Genomic DNA, 21,963 nt, shown 5'->3' on the forward strand with positions numbered 1-21,963 from the left:
CTACACGGCGGATAACCTGTAGGAGCTGCCGCAGGCTGCGATATTTTGATTTTACTTCGGATACAGCGGCGGCAACCCGCTGTCACCGACCGGGTCCTGCACCCGTTCGGCCATCGGGATCGCCCTGATTACCCGCCACAATTCGTCACCCTGCCAATGCTGGCCGGTTTCGCTGTACAGCGCGCCGTTCAGGCCGTCGAGGGCGTTGGACAGCGGTACGAAGCGGGCGGCCATGTCGGCCAGGGTTTCCGGTTGTTGCCGGGCCCAGGCGTCGAGGGCCTGGCGGGTGGCGTGGGAGTCGTTGGCCTGGCAGGCGCGCTTGAGCTCGTCGAGCACGGTGCGCGGGCTTGGGCCGGTTTGAGCGACACGCGCCACCGCCGGTTGCCAGCGGCCACGCCACCAGAGGCCGAAGCCGAGCAGGGTGGTGCAGGCCAGAACCAGGGTGCTGAGCTTCCAGCGCCAGAGGGCTTCGCTGTCGGCGCTGGCGTCGACCGGCAAGGCACCGGCCGGGGTATCGACCACGAGGCTCGGGTTGGCCGCCACATGCAGCGTGCGGGCGGGCAGGCTGCTGTGTTCCAGATGGTCTTCGAAGGTGTTCCACCAGACCACGTCGACGCTGGGTAGCTCGATGGCGCCGGTCCGTGTCGGCACCAGGGCCTCGCGGTCTTCACGACTGCCGACCAGGCCGCGTTCGCCGTTCTGGTTGCCGAGCACCGGTTGATCCGGATAGCGGCGCAGGCCGCCGACATCGGTGCCGGGCAGCGGTGGCAGCTGGGTGCTGGACAAACCTTCGGCCTTCACCGTCAGGCTACGGGTCAATGAATCGCCGACCTGGGCGTGGTCCGGTTCCGGGTTCCAGCTTTCGCTCAGGGTCAGGCTGCGTGCGGGCAGCCAGGGCGCGTCCGCCGGGTAGGTGATGGGTTTGGCCTTGACCGTCAACAGCAGTTCGGCCGAGGTGACGCGCATCAGCTTGCCGGATTTCGGCCCCTGGGCGCTGTCCTGTGAGGGCTGAGCGTCGACCAGCGCAGCGTTGAAGACCTGTGCCGGAATGATCAGTTCGCCACTGTGTTGCGGGTAGATCGCGTAGCGCATTTCGATCACACCGTGGCGCAGGCCATCGATATCTTTTTCGTAGGTGCGCGAGTCGCCCAATTGTTCGATGCGAGCGTCAGGTATCTGCGGCGGCGGCAGGCTGCTGTCGTCGTACAGCGACACCGAATGGTAGATGCGCAGGGTCAGGACTGCCTGGGCCTGAACATACACACTGGTTTGATCGAGGCTGGCATCGATGAACACCGGCGCGCGTTTGTTCGGGTTGTCCGGTGTCTCGCTCTCGACCACTTGCAGAGTGATCGGCTGGCTCTGCAGTTCGCCCAGTTGCAGTGGCGGAATCACTACGCTGCCGTTCTGCCGGGGCAGAAGGGTGACGATCCAGCGTGTGGTGGCCCGGTTTTCACCGCTGAGGGTGTTCAGCTGGTTGACCTGGCGTGTGCCGCGCACTTCGAACAGTGGCTCCAGCGGTGCCAGGTCGGGTTTGCCGAACTGAGTCACGTCGGCGGATTCCAGGGTCAGCTCGACCGTCTCGCCCGAGCTCAGGCGACTGCGGTCCACACTGGCGGCCAGCTCTGCTGCCTGTGCCTGGGCAGTGCAGAACAACAGGCCATGCAGCAGCGCGAGTAGTAAAACGGTGAAGCGGGTCATCGAGTGTCTTCCTGATCCTGATGTTGTTGCTGTTCGTACCAGAATTTGCGCCTGAGCAGTTCACCGGGGTCATCCGGGATCTGTCGCAACCATTGCTCCAGTGCCTGCTGCTGTTCACCTTCGATGCTGTCGGTGGCCGGGCGCAAGGGCGGTGTGGTGTGTTGCTCGTCGCCCAACTCACTGCCCGGCACTTCGTTGGCCCCGGGCTTGGGCGGCGACGTTGACGGCGCTTTGTCAGCGCCGGTTTGTGGTTCCGGCGTCTGCGGCTCGTCGCTGTCCGAAGTCTGCGATGCGACACCGGGTGGCGTCTGTTGTTGCGTGGCCTGGGGTTCTTCGCGGTCCGGTTCCGGGGCGGGCGGTTTGTTTTTCTGCTTGAGCAGATCTTCCACCAGCGCCTTGTTGGTCAACGCCGGGCGCAAGTCCGGTTGACGTTCCAGCGCCTGTTCGTACGCATCCAGGGCGGCTTCCAGTTCACCGCTTTTAGCCAGGGCATTGCCCCGATTGTAGTGGGCATGGGCATCGTTGCCTTCAGCGAACCGCTCGGCGGCGCCGGCGTAGTCACCGGCTTCATAGAGTGCCACGCCTTGCCACTGGTGGTCCTCGAAACGCCGGGCGGCTTCGGCCGGGCGCTTTTGCTTGAGCAAGTGCAGGCCTTGTTGATCGGGACGCAACCACAGGTCGGCGAGGTCGAAGGCATAGCTCGGTTGAGGCAGCGCCAATAGCAGCGGCAGGCACAGCAGCCAGCCGCGGCGACCCGCGCAGGCCGCAAGCAGCAGGAGTGGGAGCAACAGCCAGTAACCTTGATCGGCCCAGGTGTCCAGACGCAGGGTCTGGCCGTCGTTGCGCAGGCTGCGTGGGCCGTCGAACAGGCCGAGGGCATGCAGGTCACTGTCGTCCAGGCGCGCCTGGCGATAGCGTCCGTCCAGGTCGTTGGCAAAACCTTTCAAGCCTGGCTCGTCGAGACGCGGCACGAGAATGGCGCCTTGTTCATCCTTGAGGAAACTGCCGTCCTCCTGGGTGATGGGCGAGCCTTCGGCGGTGCCGATGCCGAGCATCAGGAATTGAGTCGATTTGCCGTCGAGCGCGTGACGGATACCCAGGCGTTCCTGTTCGGTCAGGGACGAACCGATCAGCAGGATCCGGCCGTCGCCCAGAGCCGCTTGCTTGAGCAGCGCCAGGGCCTTGGTCACAGCCAGGTCGGCGCGATGGCCAGCCTCTGGCATCAACGACGGTTTGAGCGCATCCAGCAGATTGCGGCTGGTGGAAAGATCATCCGACAGTGGCACCAGCGTGTGGGCACTGCCGGCGTAGACGACGATGGCGGTTTGCGCGTCGCTGCGAATCTGCAGCAGATCGAACAGCTTGCGTCGGGCCTGTTCGAGCCGGTTGGGCATGACGTCGGTGGCGAGCATTTCCGGGGTCAGTTCGAGAATCACCACCAGCGGGTCGGCAGGCTTCTGACTGGTCTGTTCGACGCGCTGCCAGCTCGGACCCAGCAGGGCGAGCACGGTCAACAGCCACGCGAGACCGAGGGCAATCCACGGCAGTTTACTGTCACGGCCACTGCCGCCACTGAGCAGGGTCGCGTGAAAGGCCGGCGGCAGAATCATTTGCCAGCGCCCGGCGCGCTTCTTGCGGTGCCAGAGCTGCCAGAGCAACCAGCCAAGCACCGGCAGCAACAGCAGCCACCAGGGGCGGAACCAGTAAGGCCACAGCATGCTCATCGACGCCTCCGCAGGCGCAGGCGCTTGAGGCGCTGGCGCCAGTCAGGCAGCAATTGGGCCTGCAGGAACAGGTCCCTGGTAAACAGGCGTTGCAAGGGGTTGTCCGGCCAGAGTACGGGGGCCACCAGCAGCATGCTCAACCACAGCGCCAGGGCCAGCGGCCAGTGGTACAAGGCTTGAGTCGGGCGGGCCTGGGTGGGTTGCTGGGCCACGGGCTCCAGTTGGTCAAGGGTGTCCTTGATTGCCTGTAGTTCCTTGCCGTCGCGTGCCCGGAAGTACTGGCCACCGGTGGCCTCGGCGATTTCCTTGAGGGACGGCTCGTCCAGGTCCAGGCTCGGATTGACGCCGAGAAAGCCGACCGTGCCACTTTGCTCCGGATCGGCCCCGATGCCGATCGGATAGATTCTCACACCTTCCCTGGCTGCCAGGCGTGCCGCGGTGAGCGGGTCGATTTCACCGCCATTGTTGGCGCCGTCGGTCACCAGTATCAGCACGCGGCTGGTCGCCGGACGCAAACGCAGGCGCTTGAGGGCCAGGCCGATGGCGTCGCCGATGGCGGTGTTTTTCCCGGCGATGCCGATGCGTGCCTCATCGAGCCAGACGCGCACGGTGCGGCGGTCGAAGGTCAGCGGTGCCTGCAGATAGGCCTGGCTGCCGAACAGGATCAGGCCGACCCGGTCACCTTCGCGGCTTTCGAGAAAGTCGCCGAGCAGATGCTGGACCAGTGCAAGGCGACTCACCTCTTCGTCCTGCCACTGCATGTCAGGGAAATCCATGGACCCGGAAACGTCCACCGCCACCAGCAGGTCACGGCCGCTGGCGGCAATCGGCAGGGGTTCGCCGAGCCACTGCGGGCGCGCTGCCGCGACCAGCAGCAACAGCCACAGCAAAATGAACGGTGCCTGCTGACGCCATGCTGGCAGATTGGCCCGGGCGCGTCGCCCGGCGAGGCCTTCCAGATCGCTGAGGAAGCTGACCTTGAGTGCCGGTTCGCCACTGTCGGCCACCGGCAATACGATGCGCATCAGCCACGGCAGCGGCAGAAGGGCAAACATCCACGGCCAGGCGAACTCAAACATGCTTGCGAATCCATGTGTCGACGGCCTGGGTCAGGCCGGCGATGGCCTTGTCGTCGAGCTTGCACTCGGGTTTGTAGGCGCCCTCGACCAGCACCATCCAGCGGGTCAACCCCGCCGCCGGGCAACGGTTGTCGAGGAACGCCAGCCATTTGCGGCCGTTGAGGGTATGGCTCTGGCTGTAAGGGTAGTGGTTGCGGCACAGGCGCTTGAGCAGGCCGTTGAGTTGCTGCAGCCAGGCGCCGGCCGGCGCACCGTCGTAGGGCTTGGGCATCAGCGCCAGCTCCGCCAGGGCGGCAACGCGCACCGGGTCGAGCGGCTGCTCGGCACGTACCACGGGGCTTTTTCTCGGAATAAAGCGACACAGCTTCCACAGGCCCAGACCGATCAGTGGCACCACCAGAAGCAGCAGCCACCAACCCGGTGCCGGAGGCCAGAACTCCACCGGTGGCGGGGATATCAGCGGTTGCAGTTGATCGAGGCTGCTCATCGGCCTTTCCCCGGTTTCTGTGGGTTCAGGTATTCGCGCAATTGTTCGACCATCTCGCTTTGTGTGCTCAGGGGCATCATCAGCACCCGCAGTTTCTGTGCGAGCAGCTCCCAGCGAGCGATGCGTGCTTCGGCCTGGGCCCGGTAGGTCTGGCGCAGGTCGAAGTTCAGCGTGTCGAGCTCCAGTTGCGCACCGCGCTCGGCGAAACGTAAAAGGCCGGCGGCGGGCAGGGCATGATCCAGCGGATCGGACAACGGCAACAGCAACAGGTCGCAATGGCGCGATAGCAGGCTCAGCTGTTGCTCGGCGCTGTCGGAAAGGGCGCGTTCGTCGCAGATCACGATCACCAGGCTGCCCGGGCGCGACACTTCCCGCGCGCGGCGCAGGGCAATGCCAAAGGCGTCGCGGTCCGGCTCGCCTTCGGTGGTCAGCGACTGATTGACCCGCACCAGCCGGTTGAGCAGCTGCAGCAGGCTTTGCTTGCTGCGCCGAGGCTTGATTTCGTAGTGCTCGTTGTCGCCGTAGACCAGCCCGCCGACCCGGTCGTTGTGCCCCAGGGCAGCCCAACCGATCAGGCTTGCGGCCTGGGCGGCCAGCACCGACTTGAACATCAGGCCCGAGCCGAAAAACAGCCGGCGGCTTTGTTCGACCATGATGAAGATCGGCCGCTCACGTTCTTCGTGGAACAGCTTGGTGTGAGGTTCCTGGGTACGGGCGGTCACGCGCCAGTCAATGGTGCGCACATCGTCGCCGGCCTGGTAGACCCGCACCTGATCGAAGTCGACGCCACGGCCGCGCAGTTTCGAGTGGTGCAGGCCGATCAGCGGGCTGCGCTGGCTCGGCGTGGAAAACAACTGCACTTCGCGTACACGATGGCGCATCTCGATCAGGTCGGCGAGGCTGACACGGATACCCGGCTCGGGCGGCAGGCTGGTGTTCATCGGGGTCAAGCGACGGCTACGACGTCGAGAATCCGCTGGACCACGCGGTCCTGATCGATGCCGGCGGCTTCGGCTTCAAAGGAAAGAATGATGCGATGGCGCAGCACGTCGAACAGCACGGCCTGGATGTCTTCCGGGCTGACGAAATCACGCCCGGCCAGCCAGGCGTGGGCGCGGGCGCAGCGGTCCAGGGCAATCGAGCCGCGCGGACTGGCGCCGTAGGCGATCCATTCGGCCATCTCGGGGTCGAACTTGGCCGGGATGCGGGTGGCCATGACCAGTTGCACCAGGTATTCCTCCACGGCGTCGGCCATGTACAGACCGAGGATTTCCTTGCGCGCGGCGAAGATCGTCTGTTGGGTCACCCGACGCTCAGGCTTGGCTTCGCCGTTCAGGGCTTCGCCGCGGGCCTGTTGCAGGATCTTGCGTTCAACCGTCGCGTCCGGGAAACCGATCTTCACGTGCATCAGGAAGCGGTCGAGCTGCGCTTCCGGCAGCGGGTAGGTGCCTTCCTGCTCGATCGGGTTCTGCGTGGCCATCACCAGAAACAGTGGCGACAGCTCATAGGTGCTGCGCCCGACACTGACTTGCCGCTCGCCCATGGCTTCGAGCAGCGCCGACTGCACCTTGGCCGGGGCACGGTTGATTTCGTCCGCCAGTACCAGGTTGTGGAAGATCGGGCCTTGCTGGAACACGAAACTGCCGGTTTCCGGGCGGTAGATTTCCGTGCCGGTAATGTCGGCCGGCAACAGGTCGGGGGTGAACTGGATGCGGTGGAACTGAGCCTCGATGCCTTCGGCGAGTTCTTTGATGGCCTTGGTCTTGGCCAGGCCAGGGGCGCCTTCGACCAGCATGTGGCCGTCGGCGAGCAGGGCGATGAGCAAGCGCTCAACGAGCTTTTCCTGGCCGAGAATCTGCGTTGAAAGAAAGGTTCGCAGCGCGAGCAGCGCTTCACGATGTTCCATCGATGACTGTTCCTGCAAAAGGGTGGCCGAGGACGTTCGGAATGCGCCAGGGCCGGGGGCGTTACTTTAATCCATCGCGGGGGGCGGCGACTAACGGCATTTTGCGCAAAGTGCGGGAAATGGGTGGGGCAATCGCTGGATTTTTACAGCGGGGGAGTTTTGGGTCGACAGTTCAGGCCCCATCGCTGGCAAGCCAGCTCCCACAGGTTTCAGCGGTTTGAATGCGATTTGTGCAACACATCAATCACTGTGGGAGCTGGCTTGCCAGCGATGAGGCCCATCCGAACGCCATTAAACTTCGCTAATGAAGGTGCCAGTACCCTTGAGAATGTTCTTCAAGGTCAACTCAACTTCCACCAGATCCCCGGCATCGGTGCTATGAGTGATCTCCAGCACATCATCCCCATTCAGCGCATCGGCATCCGCCGCGGCGATTTCGATCTTCAACAGGGCAGGGCTCAGGGTGACCTTCACGCCGTCGAGGGTCGAAGGCTCGCCATCGAGGGTGATTTCCAGTTCGTCCTCGTCCGGGTAGCGGCTCATCAGGAACATTTCGCCCTGGTCGCTGTGGCAGCAGAGCATGGCCATGTTGTCTTCTTCGTCGTCGCAAGGGTTGACGATCAAGAGGGCGGTTTTCATTTTCATGGGAAATTCCTGGCTCGACGGGCGTGGTAAACGCAACAAAGGGCGATTCTGCCAGCCTGCGCATATTTCTGCTCGTGCGAGTGTCGATGACCGGGTCGTGAACGGGCAGTGTGTTACTGGTCATTTCTGGTACGGATGTCCCGTAAAACCGGATGGATAACCGTCGTTTTCCTGTGCGAATGCTAGTGTTGTTCGATGCGCATGCCTTGAGCAGCGTACCGATGACCGAATATGTCGCAGCACCGCAAGCATGGGCCTTGCCGCACTCGTTAAGCTGCGCAACGGATGAGCACCCGTAAAGACATTGCGCCGCACCCGGCCCAGTCGTTTTTGCAGATGCCCATTCACGGAAGGTGAATGTGACCTGAGTGTCCCGTCCAGCTTCACCCACCTGTCACCCTGTTTCCTCTGCCCGAGAATCAGGAGCCGGGTGACGGCTAGCTTTGAAACGTAGCCCCGAAAGGGGTTTCACGCGACGCTTTCATCAATAACAAGCCCAAGCGGAGTACCACAGATGGCGTTCTTCACCGCAGCCAGCAAAGCCGACTTCCAGCACCAACTGCAAGCGGCACTGGCGCAGCACATCAGTGAACAGGCACTGCCACAAGTGGCGCTGTTCGCTGAACAATTCTTCGGCATCATTTCCCTTGACGAGCTGACCCAGCGTCGGTTGTCCGACCTTGCTGGCTGCACCCTTTCTGCATGGCGCCTGCTTGAGCGCTTTGATCACGCGCAGCCGCAAGTGCGCGTCTACAACCCCGATTACGAACGCCACGGCTGGCAGTCGACCCACACCGCGGTCGAAGTGCTGCACCACGACCTGCCATTCCTGGTGGACTCGGTGCGTACCGAACTGAACCGCCGTGGCTACAGCATCCATACCCTGCAAACCACCGTGCTCAGCGTGCGTCGTGGCAGCAAGGGCGAGCTGCTGGAAATCCTGCCTAAAGGCACCCAGGGCGATGACATCCAGCAAGAATCGCTGATGTACCTGGAAATCGACCGCTGCGCCAACACCGCCGAGCTCAATGTCCTGAGCAAAGAGCTGGAGCAGGTGCTCGGTGAAGTCCGCGTGGCCGTCGGCGATTTCGAGCCGATGAAGGCCAAGGTCCAGGACATCCTGAGCAAACTGGACAACAGCCAGTTCGCCGTCGATGCCGACGAAAAGAACGAAATCAAGAGTTTCCTGGAATGGCTGGTGGGCAACCACTTCACCTTCCTCGGCTACGAAGAGTTCGTGGTCAGCGATGAAGCCGATGGCGGCCACATCGTCTACGACAAGGACTCCTTCCTTGGCCTGACCAAGCTGCTGCGTGCCGGCCTGACCTACGATGACCTGCGCATCGAAGACTACGCCGTGAACTACCTGCGCGAACCGACCCTGTTGTCGTTCGCCAAGGCCGCGCACCCAAGCCGTGTGCACCGCCCGGCTTACCCGGACTACGTGTCGATCCGTGAAATCGACGCCAACGGCAAGGTCATCAAGGAATGCCGTTTCATGGGCCTGTACACCTCGTCGGTGTATGGCGAGAGCGTGCGGGTGATCCCGTACATCCGCCGCAAGGTCGAGGAAATCGAACACCGCTCCGGCTTCCAGGCCAAGGCTCACCTGGGCAAGGAACTGGCGCAGGTGCTCGAAGTGCTGCCGCGCGACGACCTGTTCCAGACCCCGGTGGACGAGCTGTTCAGCACCGTGATGTCGATCGTGCAGATCCAGGAGCGCAACAAGATTCGCGTGTTCCTGCGCAAAGACCCGTACGGTCGTTTCTGCTACTGCCTGGCCTACGTGCCGCGTGACATCTACTCCACCGAAGTGCGCCAGAAGATCCAGCAAGTGCTGATGGATCGCTTGAAAGCGAGCGACTGCGAGTTCTGGACGTTCTTCTCCGAGTCCGTGCTGGCCCGCGTGCAGCTGATCCTGCGAGTCGACCCGAAAAACCGTCTCGACATCGACCCGCTGCTGCTGGAAAAAGAAGTGGTGCAGGCCTGCCGCAGCTGGCAGGACGACTACGCCGCCCTGACCGTCGAAAGCTTCGGCGAAGCCCATGGCACCAACGTGCTGGCTGACTTCCCGAAAGGCTTCCCGGCCGGTTACCGCGAGCGTTTTGCAGCCCACTCGGCTGTGGTCGACATGCAGCACCTGCTGAGCCTGAACGAAAAAAATCCGCTGGTGATGAGCTTCTACCAGCCGCTGGGCCAGGTGTCCGGCCAGCGCATGCTGCACTGCAAGCTGTACCACGCCGATACCCCGCTGGCGCTGTCCGACGTCCTGCCGATCCTGGAAAACCTCGGCCTGCGCGTGCTGGGTGAGTTCCCGTATCGCCTGCGTCACAACAACGGCCGCGAGTTCTGGATTCACGATTTCGCGTTCACCGCCGCCGAAGGCCTGGAGCTGGATATCCAGCAACTCAACGACACGCTGCAGGACGCCTTTGTCCACATCGTGCGTGGCGAAGCCGAGAACGACGCGTTCAACCGCCTGGTGCTGACCGCCGGCCTGCCATGGCGCGACGTCGCGCTGCTGCGTGCCTACGCCCGCTACATGAAGCAGATCCGTCTGGGCTTCGACCTGGGCTACATCGCCAGCACCCTGAACAACCACACCGACATCGCTCGCGAGCTGACCCGGTTGTTCAAGACCCGTTTCTACCTGGCGCGCAAGCTGTCCGGCGACGATCTGGAAGACAAGCAGCAACGCCTGGAACACGCGATTCTGGCTGCCCTGGACGACGTTGCAGTGCTGAACGAAGACCGCATCCTGCGTCGCTACCTTGACCTGATCAAGGCCACCCTGCGCACCAACTTCTATCAGACCGATGCCAACGGCCATAACAAGTCGTACTTCAGCTTCAAGTTCAACCCGCACTTGATCCCTGAACTGCCCAAGCCTGTACCGAAGTTCGAAATCTTCGTCTACTCGCCGCGCGTCGAAGGCGTGCACCTGCGCTTCGGCAACGTGGCCCGTGGCGGCCTGCGCTGGTCCGACCGTGAAGAAGACTTCCGTACCGAAGTCCTGGGCCTGGTAAAAGCCCAGCAAGTGAAGAACTCGGTGATCGTGCCGGTGGGTGCGAAGGGCGGCTTCCTGCCGCGTCGCCTGCCACTGGGCGGCAGCCGTGACGAGATCGCGGCCGAGGGCATCGCCTGCTACCGCATCTTCATTTCCGGTCTGCTGGACATCACCGACAACCTGAAGGACGGCGCCCTGGTGCCACCGGCCAACGTCGTGCGTCATGACGACGATGACCCGTACCTGGTCGTGGCCGCGGACAAGGGCACTGCAACCTTCTCCGACATCGCCAACGGCATCGCCATCGACTACGGCTTCTGGCTGGGCGACGCGTTTGCGTCCGGTGGTTCGGCCGGTTACGACCACAAGAAAATGGGCATCACCGCCAAGGGCGCGTGGGTTGGCGTACAGCGCCACTTCCGCGAGCGCGGCATCAATGTCCAGGAAGACAGCATCACCGTGGTTGGCGTCGGCGACATGGCCGGCGACGTGTTCGGCAACGGCCTGTTGATGTCCGACAAGCTGCAACTGGTCGCTGCGTTCAACCACCTGCACATCTTCATCGACCCGAACCCTGAGCCTGCGAACAGCTTCGCAGAACGTCAGCGTCTGTTCGATCTGCCACGTTCGGCCTGGTCGGACTACGACACCAGCATCATGTCCGAAGGCGGCGGCATCTTCTCGCGCAGCGCGAAGAGCATCGCGATTTCCCCGCAGATGAAAGAGCGCTTCGACATCGCGGCCGACAAGCTGACCCCGACCGAACTGCTGAACGCCTTGCTCAAGGCGCCGGTGGATCTGCTGTGGAACGGCGGTATCGGTACTTACGTCAAGGCCAGCACTGAAAGCCACGCCGATGTCGGCGACAAGGCCAACGATGCACTGCGCGTGAACGGCAACGAACTGCGCTGCAAGGTCGTGGGCGAGGGCGGCAACCTGGGCATGACCCAGCTGGGTCGCGTCGAGTTCGGCCTCAATGGCGGCGGTTCCAACACCGACTTCATCGACAACGCCGGTGGCGTGGACTGCTCCGACCACGAAGTGAACATCAAGATCCTGCTGAACGAAGTGGTTCAGGCCGGCGACATGACCGACAAGCAACGTAATGAGTTGCTGGCGAGCATGACCGACGAAGTCGGTGGTCTGGTGCTGGGCAACAACTACAAGCAGACTCAGGCCCTGTCCCTGGCGGCCCGCCGCGCATTGCCGCGGATTGCCGAATACAAGCGTCTGATGAACGACCTGGAAGGCCGCGGCAAGCTGGATCGCGCCATCGAGTTCCTGCCGGCCGAAGAAGCCATCAACGAGCGCGTCGCTGAAGGCCATGGCCTGACCCGTGCCGAGCTGTCGGTGCTGATCTCGTACAGCAAGATCGACCTCAAGGAGCAGCTGCTGGGCTCCCTGGTGCCGGACGACGACTACCTGACCCGCGACATGGAAACCGCTTTCCCGCCAACGCTGGTGAGCAAGTTCTCCGCGGCCATGCGCCGTCACCGCCTGAAGCGCGAAATCGTCAGCACCCAGATCGCCAACGACCTGGTCAACCACATGGGCATCACCTTCGTTCAACGACTCAAAGAGTCGACCGGCATGAGCCCGGCGAACGTGGCCGGCGCCTACGTGATCGTGCGTGACATTTTCCACCTCCCGCACTGGTTCCGTCAGATCGAGAACCTGGACTACCAGGTTTCCGCCGACGTGCAACTGGAGCTGATGGACGAGCTGATGCGCCTGGGCCGTCGCGCCACGCGCTGGTTCCTGCGTGCCCGTCGCAACGAGCAGAACGCTGCCCGTGACGTCGCGCACTTCGGTCCGCACCTGAAGGAGTTGGGTCTCAAGCTCGACGAGTTGCTCAGTGGCGAGATCCGCGAAACCTGGCAGACCCGCTATCAGGCGTACGTCGAAGCCGGGGTGCCGGAGTTGTTGGCACGCATGGTGGCGGGCACTTCGCACCTGTACACCCTGCTGCCGATCATCGAGGCTTCCGACGTGACCGGCCAGGATCCGGCCGAAGTGGCCAAGGCCTACTTCGCCGTGGGCAGCGCGCTGGACATCACCTGGTACATGCAACAGATCAGCGCTCTGCCGGTTGAAAACAACTGGCAGGCCCTGGCCCGTGAAGCGTTCCGCGATGACGTCGACTGGCAGCAACGTGCGATCACCATCTCGGTCCTGCAACAGGGCGACGGCACCCAGGACGTGGAAACACGTCTGTCGCTGTGGATAGCGCAGCACGAGAGCATGATCGAACGCTGGCGCGCCATGCTGGTGGAAATCCGTGCCGCGAGCGGCACCGACTACGCCATGTACGCGGTGGCCAACCGCGAACTGCTGGACCTGGCGTTGAGCGGTCAAGCGGTCGTGCCTGCCGCTGTCGCCGCCGAGCTGGAACCGGCTGCCTGATCAGGCGTTGAATGAAAAAAACCCGCATCGAGAGATGCGGGGTTTTTTTTGGTCTGCAGGTTTTGAGGTGTCTGGGCGGGCCACATCGCCAGCAAGCCGGCTCCTACAAGTTTTGCGTCGGTCGCATATTGTATGAACAACACATCCCTGTAGGAGCCGGCTTGCTGGCGATGAGGCCATTCGTCTTAATACACCTTCTTGTCCGGCATGTTGTTTGTCATCGACACATTACTTGTCGGTCTGGTCAGTAAATTATTGAGTGACTGGTCAAAGTTTTGCAGCGCCCTTACTTGCACGCTCTGTTGTTCATTAATATCGGCAACTATGTCCTCGCTGCGTTTGAAGTCGGCCCATACCGGACTGAGTGCCTTGGCGTCATGACCTTGTGCAGTACCGATGTAGTTAAAGTTCTTGTCGTAGAAGTCCGCACTGACATCCGACTGGATATCCGAACTGCGCGATGTGATCAGTTGACTGCGGGTGTCGACCACGGCCATCACATCCGGTTTCGCCGCCCTGAGGCTCTGCATGTCCGGATACACGGTCACCGAGCCGAACTGGCGCTGCAGGGAGGCCTTGACCCAATCCACGGCCATGTCCGGCCTGGAGGTGCTCACGTAGGCGTCATGAATCGGCTGTACCAGCAGGCTCTGGCCGAAACCGGTGCCAGCGTTGGCCTGGTAGTCGCGAAGATAGGCGCGGTTGTCCTGGGTATTCTGGCTGTAGACAATGCCCAGCGAGACATCGCTGCCGTTGGTGATCAGGGTGCTGGCGCTGCGACCTACCGGCTCGGTGAAAATGCCATTGAGCGAAGGCCCCCCCGTTGGCGCGGTGGGAATCGAGCAACCGGTTAAAACAACAGCCATGGTCAACGTACTGGCAAGTGCAAGTTTCATGGTGTTTCTCCAGTGAAACAATTCAGTCGAAAGTTGAAGTTACCGGTGCTGTGCCGGCGGTGACTCCAGACTAAACCCAGGATGTTTTATTTAAATAGCCAATTTCCGTGCTTATCCAGTGACCAATAGTTTTGTTCGGTTTAAACGTCTGCGGTTAATTGCCTCGGGAAATAAAAAGGCCCGAATTCGTGATTCGAGCCTTTTTATTTATGGCTGTACGTTCAGCCATCAGTGTTCCAAGGGGATCAACACTTTCTCGTCCGGGGCCAAGACCATGAACACCAGCAACTTGGCCGGCTGGGTCGCGCTGGCGTTTTTCGACACCAGGTGTTCCGACCCCGCCGGCTCGTACCAGAACTCGCCGGCCTTGTAGGTTTTCGCCGGCTCGCCTTTGACCTGGGAAACGATTGCGCCCGAAAGGACATAGGCCATGGCGGTGCCATCGTGTTTGTGGGCGATGGACGACTGACCGGGCTGGTAATCGACTTCAATCATCAGCGCTTTTTTGCCGGGGGCGTTTTTCAGCATCTCGTCCTGCAGGACGGTGACCTTTTCCGAAGGGTCGTGGGCAAAGGCCGATGCGCTGAGCATCAGGGCCAGGGCGGCAAAAGGGGCAGCACAGACGCGCAACATATTCATGGTTCTTACCTGCGGTGGGTGAGTTGTCATGAACAACAGTAGTGCGCAAGCGCCAGCGATCAAACAGCCAATATTCGGGAAGGCGAGGGGACCAATCAAAGAAAATGCGGGGCCAATGGCGAAAAAATGTGGCGAGGGAGCAAGCGCCCTCGCCACAGGAATGGGTCAGACGATCGGGAAACTGTTGAAGTCCACGGCATTGGCCAACTGACTGTCGATCAGGTTGATAAAACCCTGGACCTGCGGGCAGTTGAAATGCGATCGCATGGCCTCTTCCGATTGCCAGCGCGCGCTGACAGTCCAGCGATTGGTGTCCTCGGGGCAGCGGTCGACCATATAAGTATCGCAGCCCGGTAGTTCACGCAGGGTTTCGACAATCTTTTGCAGTTGCCTACCCAGTTCATCCGAGCGGCCGGCGGCGGCCTGTACCTGTACGGTATTGATCACTTCTTGGGACATTGCTCACACTCCTGAATCAGGCCGGACGAATCCTGCTCATTGAGGGATAACGCCTATGCAGGATAGGCCTGCCCCCCGGGACCGCCAATAGCCAATCGCCGGATAAAGCCGCAGGCCAATCCGTCAGGCCACCTGCTGCAGGATGTCGCGCAAACGGTCCAGGGCGATGTCGATGTCGAGGGTCTCGATGGCGCCAAAACCGAAGAAAAGCCCGGCCCTGGGCGCTTGCTGATAGAAAAAGCTGTCGATGGCATAGAGCCCGACTTCGACTTTTTTCGCCAGTTCGATCACCAATGGAATATCCATCGGCACCTTGCACATCACCACCATGTGGAATCCGGCGGTGGACGGCACCGCCTCGAACCAGGGCGAAAGGTCACCGGCCATGCGCGCCAGGATCCGCTCGCGGCGCCCGGCATAGATCGTATGGCAGCGGCGGATATGCTTGAGCAGGCAGCCTTCGGCGATGAACTTGGCCAGCGCCCATTGTGGCAGGGTCGAGGTGTGCAGGTCGGTGAGCTGTTTGGCGCGCACCACGGCTTCCAGGATCGCCGGCGGCAGGATCGCATAGCCGAGCCGCAGTTCCGGCAGCAGGGTTTTGGAGAAGGTCCCGACATAAGCGACGATCCCCCGTTCATCCATGCTTTGCAGGGAATCGGTGGGGCGGCCTTCGTAGCGAAACTCGCTGTCGTAGTCATCTTCGATGATGATCGCGCCCAGTTCATGGGCCTTGGCCAGCAGTGCGACCCGGCGCGCCTGACTCATGGGCATGCCGAGGGGGAACTGGTGTGAAGGGGTGACGTAGATCAGCCGCGTGCCACGGGGAATCCTGTCGACCACGATGCCTTCGGCGTCCACCGGTACGCCCATCACCGTGGCGCCATGGGTGCCGAACAGCAGCCGCGCCGGCGGGTAGCCGGGGTCTTCCATGGCGACCAGGCTGCCCGGGCTGATCAGCACCCGGGCGATCAGGTCCAGCGCCTGCTGTGCGCCGTTGCACACCACGACATCTTCATCCTGGCAATTGACCCCGCGGGAGAACGCGATGTGCTGCGCAATGGCGTTGCGCAGGGCCGGCAAGCCCTCGGGCAGGCTGTAGTAACCCTTGGAGCCGGCGATCTGGCGCAGCGCATGGGAGGTGCAGCGTCGCCAGTCATCCTGGGGGAACTGGCCCTTGCTGGTGGCGCCGCCAATGAAGTCGTAGCGCAGCGAGCCTTCCAGGGTCGGATGACGCAGAAATACCGGCAGATTGCGCCAGGACTCGATCACGTCAAAGCCGCCAAGCTCGGTGTGGTTCTGTTTTCTCTGCACCTTCGAAGTGCGCGCATTGACGTAGGTGCCTTTGCCAACCACCCCGGTGAGGAAGTTTTCGTAGGTCAGCTGGGCGTAGGTGTCGGAAATGGTCTTGCGCGAAATGCCCAGTTGTTCGGCCAGCAAACGGCTGGGCGGCAGTTGCGTCCCGGCGCTCAGGCGACCGGACTCGATGGCGCTGCGCAGTTGGTTGTACAGCTGGCCGGCCAGGTCCTTGCGGCCGTTGATGACAACATGTAGTTCCATGCCGGCGAGGCTCCGAGGCTGTTGAGGCGCATGTGCGTCGCGCAAGATTACCCTTATCCGCTCATTTGACAGAAGTTGCGCAGTGGAAAAACCGGCAATTGGTCTGGCGGCGGTGGTCAACGGGGAAATCGCGCAATTGGATCTGTCATGCCGGCGTGCCGGCGGCTACCGTGAAAACACACCACAGCTGCACGAGATCGCTCCATGACCCTCCGCCTGGATTACTACAGCGCGTCCCCCAAAGCGATGAAGGCGATGATCGCCATGGAGGCCCTGACCAGCAGCCTGAGCATCGAGCAAGGCCTGCTGCACCTGATCAAGATTCGTGCCTCACAGCTCAATGGCTGTGCCTTTTGCACCGACATGCACTCGGTGGATGCACGGCGCCTGGGCGAAAGCGACCGGCGTCTGTATTCCATTGTGGTCTGGCGTGACAGCAACTTTTTCAATCCGCGGGAAAGGGCCGCGCTGGCCTGGACCGAGGCGGTCACCTTGCTCTCCGAAAGCCACGTGCCGGACGATGTCTACGCGCTAGCCCGGGAGCAGTTCAATGAAAGCGAGATGGTCGACCTGACCATCGCCGTCACCACCATCAACAGCTGGAACCGCCTGGCCGTGAGCTTTCGGCAAACACCGGCGGCTGAATGATTGTCACAGCAGGTTCATGAACGATGCGCAGGATGGAACTGTCAGTGTCAGATCGACAGGGAGTCCTCGATGTCATTCATGGAAACCAGCGCCCACCAAGGGCGTACCGAGTATCGTGCAGCCGACGATAAAAACACCTCCTGGCGCCAATTGGCAGCGGGTATCGAACCCGAACTGGCGCTGTGTTTCACCGTCAGCGCCCGTTGCGGTTGTTTCATGCAGGCCGCCCGCAGTCTCAACATCAAGGCCACCCGCCTGCGCAGGCAACTGGTGCTGTTGGAGGCGCAGCTCAAGTGTTCGCTGTTCAATCATTCGGACAATGGATTCAGCCTCAGCCGCGATGGCTTGCGCTTGCACGCACAATTGATCGCCCTGGCCCATGAACGCGATTTGCCGGTGATCGAGCAGCCGTTGATTCGTCTGGCCGTGGCCGACTCGATCCTGCACGACATACTCGGGCGTGACCTGGTGGCACTGCTGCGGCGCAACGCCAGCGTGCGCCTGGACATCATCACGCTCGACAGCGAATTGGCCTTGCAGGCGGTCAGCGCCGACGTGGTGGTGTGGCTGGGCGAGACCGGAACGCCGTTGCCGGGGCCGAGCTTTGCCACGACCGAACCTCGGCTTCTGGCGCAGCTCGAGTACTTGCCGCACATTGCCAAGCGCTACTCGCGGGTGGCTTCCAGGCCGGAATGCCTGGATGACCTGGCCGACTTTCTGCTGGTGCAATGGCAGCAGGACAGCCAGGTTGAAAGCTTCCGGCCATGGAATGCCCAGGTGGAACAGCGCCTGGCCGGGTCAGTGCAGCTGCAATCCTGGGAGCTGATGCTGGAGATGATCCGCTGCAGCGCCTGCATCGGCCTGCTGCCGCACTACATGAGCCACTTCGACCGCGGGCTGATTGCCTTGCCGGGCCTGTTTGGCCAGCCGATGCGGCGTCAGGTGTGGATGGCGGTGAACGCCGAGTCACAGGGTGAAGCGCAGGTAAAGATGATCGTCGAGTTGATCGAAAACACCTTCGCCGAGCGTCGCGAATGGTTCGAATGAAGATGTGTCGGCAAGCTGCAATCCCTGTGGTGAGGGGGGTTCGTTCGGGATAGAGTAAGTGGCCATGTCTGCTTCAAGGATGATTCACCCATGACCGCCTCCGAACCCGTTATCACCCTCGAACGCTTCAACGAATCCCACATCGAAGGCATCACGGCGCTGTACAACGATCCGGCAGTCGCCCGGCAAACCCTGCAAATGCCGTTTCAGTCCAGCGAGCTCTGGCGCAGTCGCCTGGCGCCGGATAACGAGCGTCTGGTGAAAGTGGTGGCCCTGCATCAAGGCGCGGTGATCGGCAACATTGGCCTGGAGCAATTCACACGCATTCGTCGCAGCCATGCCGGCAGTTTCGGCATGGGCGTTGCGGTGGCGTGGCAGGGCAAGGGCGTAGGCTCGAAGCTGCTGGCGACGGCACTGGATATCGCCGACAACTGGATGAACCTGCAGCGCGTCGAGCTTTCGGTGTTTGCCGACAACGAAGCGGCCATTTCCCTGTATCGCAAGTTCGGCTTCGAAACCGAGGGCCTGTTGCGTGATTACGCCGTGCGCGACGGCGTGCTGGTGGACACCTTGAGCATGGCGCGCCTGCGTCGCCCAGGATGATCGCCTGGGCCTCGCGCTTTTAATCGCACGCTGGCAACGCGTATCTGCCATTCTGAAAGTCCGCAGTACTGCTTCAACCAAAGGAACACCGCAATGGACGACGTACAGCAACTGGGCGAAATGCTTCGCCACTACGCAGAAAGCGAAGCGCACAAGAAGCAACTGTTTGAGTCCCGGTCGGCCGAGTGGGCAGCGCGTATCGGTGAGCTGTTCGATCAGATCGGGCAATGGCTGGAGCCGGTGCAGGCGCCCGACCTGCTGGAAGTGAGACGCGAAGCGTATGTCGCCTCGGGTCCGAGCATTCCCGTCGAGACATCGCCATTCAAGACCGAGAAACTGTCCATTGTGATTGCCGGCAAACCGGTGGAGTTTGTCCCGGAAGTGATGGGCGCGGGTGGCCAGATTTCATTGGCGGTGATGGGCTTGACCGCGGCGCGTTTCGGCAGTGTCTCGCTGGTTTGCCAGCCACCGTCCACCAGTTGGCAATGGCGCAAGACCAATGGGTTGAAGGACCCGGATGTGTTCCCGTTCGAGGCGAACTTTCTCGCGCAGCAGCTGCAGGTCCTGATTCCCCGGGATCGTGCCTGACCACTGTAGGAGCGGGCTTGCCCGCGATGGCGGACTGTCAGGCGACATCGATGTTGACTGTACCGACCCTTCGCAGGCAAGCCCGCTCCTACAGGTAGTCGCTTTGAGCGCGGCATCATTTCAACGCCGGATCCCCCATGTTCATTTTCTTCCAGCCCTGCAACAGCACTTGCGCCTTGGGCTCCCGGCCGTTGTCCAGGTAGTACTGGATCAACGACAAGCGGGCATTGCGGTTGGCCGGTTGCACCTTCAACAGCCGCTCCAGCTCCTCGCACGCTTCATCAATTTTACCGCTGTCATGCAGGGCCACCGCCAGCACGTAGCCGAACTGCCCGCTCTGTGGTTCCAGTTTCGCGGCCTGGCGCAGGTACGGCATGGCTTGAGCCGCCTGGCCCGCACGAATCAGCGCGAGGCCCTGGGTGTGTTGCAGCAGGCCTGAGTCGGGGTGGTCCTTGAGGCTTTGCGCCAGCAGGGCATGGCCTTCCTGACTGCGGCCGTTGGCCTCCAGCCACTGCACCAGCGTCACCAGCGCCGGGAAGAAATCCGGGTCGCGTTGCAGGGCTGCGCGCAGGAAACCTTCGACTTCGGCATTGCGACCGCTGGCCTGATACAGCATCGCCAGGTTGAGGTTCGCTTCGGCGCGCTCGAGCAGGTTTTTCTGTACGGCCTCGTACTCGGCGATGGCTGCATTCCAGCTGTCCTGAGCCGTGCCCAGGCCGTTGCGCGCGACGCTGAGCAAATCCCTTGCGGCGGCGATGCGCACGGCCCTCACAGGGTCGTTCAACAGGGGCGTCAGCAGGGGGGCGCGTTCCGGCGGCGGCAGGAAGGCGCTGATCGCGCGAATGGCGCTCTCACGCACTTGCGGTGCCGGATTGCCGAGGTCCTTGGTGGCCAGTTTCAACGCCTGTTCGCTCGGGTACGCCGGCAGCTCGGCGAGCAGCGTCGCCCGTTGGATGGCCGGCAGATTGCTGCGTTGCAGTTGCTCGAACAAGGCCTCGGCAGCACCGGCCTGACCGTTGCGAATCAGCCACAGGCTTTCATCGTAGCGGGGCGCTTGCAGTGCACTGGCGTTGGCGCTGTTCCACAGCTTGAACTGCTCGGTGACCTTGTCGCCGGCCTTGCCCTGGTGACAGGTCAGGCAGGCGTCGGGCGTACCGAGTTTTTTTGCTCGCTCCGGGTTGGGAATGCTGAAGCTGTGGTCATGCCGGAAGTCGTTGCCCATGTAGAACTTGCCGGGCATATGGCAATCCACGCACTGCGACCCCGGTTGGCCCATGGTGTGGCGAGTGTGTTCGATGGAATCGTAGTTTTTCGCTTGCAGGCCCTTGCCGTCGACGCCTTCCACGGTGGTTTTGCCGGCAGTGTTATGGCATTGCAGGCAGACGCCGTTGCCTGGCGCCTTCAACTGCGTGCTGTGCGGGTTGTGGCAATTGCTGCAACGCACACCCTTGTCGAACATTTTGCTCTGGGCGAAGGAGCCGTGTTCGAACACTTCGTCCTTGATCTTGCCGTCCAGCGCATACAGCTCACGGGTCAGGACACTCGGCAGGTAGTCGTCCATCAGGCGCTTGCCGACCGTGTAACCGTCGTCCAGTGGCGCGCGGCGCGAGTGGCAGCGGGCGCAGGTTTCGATTTCGGTGGTGGCGTTCTTGTCCTTGAGGTCGACGGCGAAACCGGCATGGATCAGGTCGGTTTTCTTCGCCGTCCATTCCAGGTGACTGGACGCCGGGCCGTGACAGGCCTGACAGCCGACACCCAGGCTGTTCCATTGACTGTCGAAAGTGTTTTTCGCCGCATCGAAATTGCGCTTGAAACCGGTGGTGTGGCACTCGACGCACATGAAGTTGGCGTTCTGGCTCGGCTTGCTCCAGTGCAGCGGGTTCTTGAAGTTCACACCCTGGCCCGGATAGAGATGAAACCAGCGGTGCTTCTCGGTATCCCAGGCCACGCCGAGGGCCTGCAACCGGCCTTCGCCGACCTCGATCAGATATTGCTGCAGCGGTGCGATGCCAAAGGTGTAGGCGACCTTGAAATCGGCATTCTTGCCATCGATACCCGGCGTGTTGACCCAGAATTCGTCGCCCTTGCGCGAGAACACCGTGGTCTCTTTTTCGGCCTTGAAGGTGACGTTGTTGAAGTCGCCGAGCAGGGTGTCGGCGCTGGCTTGCTGCATCGCCAACTGGTGATGGGAGCCTTGCCAGTCCTTGACCTGCTCGCCGTGGCAACCCTGGCATTGCTGCTCATCGACCATTTTCGCCGGTGCGACAGCGACCGGCTGCGGTTTGGCCGGTTCGGCCACAGGCGCGCTGACAGGGACAGGCTTGAGTGGCGTGGGCGTACTGCTGAGCAAAAACCAGCCGATGCCCGCCACCGCCAGCAACAAGATGCCGATGGTGACAGGGAACAGATAACGGTTGATCAGGTTCGGTGGCGAATCAGGGTTTGGGGTTGCAGCTTTATTTTTTTGGTTCGGCATTACGACTTCCATGGTCCAGGTGCGATTGCCGTGCGGCGCGCGTTGAAGCTTGGTGCAGCTTTGCCGGATGGCCGGCGTGTGTCAAATGACGGATGCTG

18 protein-coding genes are annotated in these 21,963 nt (G+C 62.0%); 6 read left to right on the forward strand and 12 right to left on the reverse strand.

Going from position 1 to position 21,963, the window contains the following annotated elements:
* Positions 1-51: 51 nt before the first annotated feature.
* The 7 genes from AB4O16_RS30285 to AB4O16_RS30315 form a co-directional block, all read right to left on the reverse strand.
* Positions 52-1,701, reverse strand: coding sequence for a BatD family protein (locus AB4O16_RS30285; RefSeq protein ID WP_460156616.1), 1,650 nt, complete (start codon positions 1,699-1,701; stop codon positions 52-54).
* Positions 1,698-3,425, reverse strand: a complete 1,728-nt coding sequence (locus tag AB4O16_RS30290; protein WP_460156617.1) for a VWA domain-containing protein — start codon at positions 3,423-3,425, stop codon at positions 1,698-1,700. The genes AB4O16_RS30285 and AB4O16_RS30290 overlap by 4 nt, the downstream gene beginning before the upstream one ends.
* The gene (locus AB4O16_RS30295) at positions 3,422-4,504 is read right to left on the reverse strand and encodes a vWA domain-containing protein (protein ID WP_160386580.1); all 1,083 of its coding nucleotides are present in this window, start codon (positions 4,502-4,504) and stop codon (positions 3,422-3,424) included. The genes AB4O16_RS30290 and AB4O16_RS30295 overlap by 4 nt, the downstream gene beginning before the upstream one ends.
* Positions 4,497-4,991, reverse strand: coding sequence for a DUF4381 domain-containing protein (locus AB4O16_RS30300; RefSeq protein WP_460156618.1), 495 nt, complete (start codon positions 4,989-4,991; stop codon positions 4,497-4,499). Before AB4O16_RS30300 ends, AB4O16_RS30295 begins: the two co-directional genes overlap by 8 nt.
* Positions 4,988-5,932 (reverse strand): DUF58 domain-containing protein, encoded by a 945-nt coding sequence (locus tag AB4O16_RS30305; protein WP_160386576.1) that lies wholly within the window; start codon positions 5,930-5,932, stop codon positions 4,988-4,990. The genes AB4O16_RS30300 and AB4O16_RS30305 overlap by 4 nt, the downstream gene beginning before the upstream one ends.
* A gap of 5 nt (positions 5,933-5,937) precedes the next feature.
* The gene (locus AB4O16_RS30310; protein ID WP_110659607.1) at positions 5,938-6,897 is read right to left on the reverse strand and encodes an AAA family ATPase; all 960 of its coding nucleotides are present in this window, start codon (positions 6,895-6,897) and stop codon (positions 5,938-5,940) included.
* 291 nt (positions 6,898-7,188) lie between these two features.
* Positions 7,189-7,542 (reverse strand): hypothetical protein, encoded by a 354-nt coding sequence (locus tag AB4O16_RS30315; protein WP_460156619.1) that lies wholly within the window; start codon positions 7,540-7,542, stop codon positions 7,189-7,191.
* A gap of 514 nt (positions 7,543-8,056) precedes the next feature.
* On the opposite strand from AB4O16_RS30315, the gene AB4O16_RS30320 reads away from it, so the two are divergent.
* Positions 8,057-12,952, forward strand: coding sequence for an NAD-glutamate dehydrogenase (locus AB4O16_RS30320; RefSeq protein ID WP_460156620.1), 4,896 nt, complete (start codon positions 8,057-8,059; stop codon positions 12,950-12,952).
* 185 nt (positions 12,953-13,137) lie between these two features.
* Here AB4O16_RS30320 and AB4O16_RS30325 read toward each other — a convergent pair whose 3' ends face one another.
* The 4 genes from AB4O16_RS30325 to pdxR form a co-directional block, all read right to left on the reverse strand.
* Entirely contained in the window at positions 13,138-13,848 is a 711-nt protein-coding gene (locus AB4O16_RS30325; RefSeq protein ID WP_460156621.1) for an ATPase, read from the reverse strand.
* Between the two features lie 228 nt (positions 13,849-14,076).
* The gene (locus AB4O16_RS30330; protein ID WP_460156622.1) at positions 14,077-14,487 is read right to left on the reverse strand and encodes a cupin domain-containing protein; all 411 of its coding nucleotides are present in this window, start codon (positions 14,485-14,487) and stop codon (positions 14,077-14,079) included.
* Between the two features lie 165 nt (positions 14,488-14,652).
* Positions 14,653-14,946: an antibiotic biosynthesis monooxygenase family protein gene (locus AB4O16_RS30335; protein ID WP_460156623.1), complete on the reverse strand. Its 294-nt coding sequence runs from the start codon at positions 14,944-14,946 to the stop codon at positions 14,653-14,655.
* Positions 14,947-15,069: 123 nt separating this feature from the next.
* Complete coding sequence (gene pdxR, locus AB4O16_RS30340) at positions 15,070-16,503, reverse strand: MocR-like pyridoxine biosynthesis transcription factor PdxR (RefSeq protein ID WP_160386564.1); 1,434 nt, start codon at positions 16,501-16,503, stop codon at positions 15,070-15,072.
* A gap of 82 nt (positions 16,504-16,585) precedes the next feature.
* On the opposite strand from pdxR, the gene AB4O16_RS30345 reads away from it, so the two are divergent.
* From AB4O16_RS30345 to AB4O16_RS30365, 5 genes are all read left to right on the forward strand, one after another.
* Positions 16,586-16,711 carry a hypothetical protein gene (locus AB4O16_RS30345; RefSeq protein WP_256678244.1) on the forward strand — a complete coding sequence of 42 codons (126 nt, stop codon included), beginning with the start codon at positions 16,586-16,588 and terminating at the stop codon, positions 16,709-16,711.
* Positions 16,708-17,151, forward strand: coding sequence for a carboxymuconolactone decarboxylase family protein (locus tag AB4O16_RS30350; protein WP_160386562.1), 444 nt, complete (start codon positions 16,708-16,710; stop codon positions 17,149-17,151). Before AB4O16_RS30345 ends, AB4O16_RS30350 begins: the two co-directional genes overlap by 4 nt.
* A gap of 69 nt (positions 17,152-17,220) precedes the next feature.
* The gene (locus tag AB4O16_RS30355) at positions 17,221-18,198 is read left to right on the forward strand and encodes a LysR substrate-binding domain-containing protein (RefSeq protein ID WP_460156624.1); all 978 of its coding nucleotides are present in this window, start codon (positions 17,221-17,223) and stop codon (positions 18,196-18,198) included.
* 90 nt (positions 18,199-18,288) lie between these two features.
* On the forward strand, positions 18,289-18,801 hold the full coding sequence (locus AB4O16_RS30360; protein ID WP_460156625.1) for a GNAT family N-acetyltransferase: 513 nt from the start codon (positions 18,289-18,291) through the stop codon (positions 18,799-18,801).
* Between the two features lie 93 nt (positions 18,802-18,894).
* Complete coding sequence (locus AB4O16_RS30365; protein ID WP_160386559.1) at positions 18,895-19,389, forward strand: hypothetical protein; 495 nt, start codon at positions 18,895-18,897, stop codon at positions 19,387-19,389.
* Between the two features lie 115 nt (positions 19,390-19,504).
* Here AB4O16_RS30365 and AB4O16_RS30370 read toward each other — a convergent pair whose 3' ends face one another.
* Positions 19,505-21,865: a tetratricopeptide repeat protein gene (locus AB4O16_RS30370; protein WP_160386557.1), complete on the reverse strand. Its 2,361-nt coding sequence runs from the start codon at positions 21,863-21,865 to the stop codon at positions 19,505-19,507.
* Between the last annotated feature and the right edge of the window lie 98 nt (positions 21,866-21,963).

This window comes from Pseudomonas sp. S2_H10 (genome assembly GCF_054668285.1).

Bases quoted from the DNA above. Each gene is read 5' to 3' on its own strand.
- AB4O16_RS30285 (WP_460156616.1), bottom strand. From the start codon at position 1,701: ATGACCCGCTTCACCGTTTTACTACTCGCGCTGCTGCATGGCCTGTTG.
- AB4O16_RS30290 (WP_460156617.1), bottom strand. From the start codon at position 3,425: ATGAGCATGCTGTGGCCTTACTGGTTCCGCCCCTGGTGGCTGCTGTTG.
- AB4O16_RS30295 (WP_160386580.1), bottom strand. From the start codon at position 4,504: ATGTTTGAGTTCGCCTGGCCGTGGATGTTTGCCCTTCTGCCGCTGCCG.
- AB4O16_RS30300 (WP_460156618.1), bottom strand. From the start codon at position 4,991: ATGAGCAGCCTCGATCAACTGCAACCGCTGATATCCCCGCCACCGGTG.
- AB4O16_RS30305 (WP_160386576.1), bottom strand. From the start codon at position 5,932: ATGAACACCAGCCTGCCGCCCGAGCCGGGTATCCGTGTCAGCCTCGCC.
- AB4O16_RS30310 (WP_110659607.1), bottom strand. From the start codon at position 6,897: ATGGAACATCGTGAAGCGCTGCTCGCGCTGCGAACCTTTCTTTCAACG.
- AB4O16_RS30315 (WP_460156619.1), bottom strand. From the start codon at position 7,542: ATGAAAATGAAAACCGCCCTCTTGATCGTCAACCCTTGCGACGACGAA.
- AB4O16_RS30320 (WP_460156620.1), top strand. From the start codon at position 8,057: ATGGCGTTCTTCACCGCAGCCAGCAAAGCCGACTTCCAGCACCAACTG.
- AB4O16_RS30325 (WP_460156621.1), bottom strand. From the start codon at position 13,848: ATGAAACTTGCACTTGCCAGTACGTTGACCATGGCTGTTGTTTTAACC.
- AB4O16_RS30330 (WP_460156622.1), bottom strand. From the start codon at position 14,487: ATGAATATGTTGCGCGTCTGTGCTGCCCCTTTTGCCGCCCTGGCCCTG.
- AB4O16_RS30335 (WP_460156623.1), bottom strand. From the start codon at position 14,946: ATGTCCCAAGAAGTGATCAATACCGTACAGGTACAGGCCGCCGCCGGC.
- pdxR (WP_160386564.1), bottom strand. From the start codon at position 16,503: ATGGAACTACATGTTGTCATCAACGGCCGCAAGGACCTGGCCGGCCAG.
- AB4O16_RS30350 (WP_160386562.1), top strand. From the start codon at position 16,708: ATGACCCTCCGCCTGGATTACTACAGCGCGTCCCCCAAAGCGATGAAG.
- AB4O16_RS30355 (WP_460156624.1), top strand. From the start codon at position 17,221: ATGTCATTCATGGAAACCAGCGCCCACCAAGGGCGTACCGAGTATCGT.
- AB4O16_RS30360 (WP_460156625.1), top strand. From the start codon at position 18,289: ATGACCGCCTCCGAACCCGTTATCACCCTCGAACGCTTCAACGAATCC.
- AB4O16_RS30365 (WP_160386559.1), top strand. From the start codon at position 18,895: ATGGACGACGTACAGCAACTGGGCGAAATGCTTCGCCACTACGCAGAA.
- AB4O16_RS30370 (WP_160386557.1), bottom strand. From the start codon at position 21,865: ATGCCGAACCAAAAAAATAAAGCTGCAACCCCAAACCCTGATTCGCCA.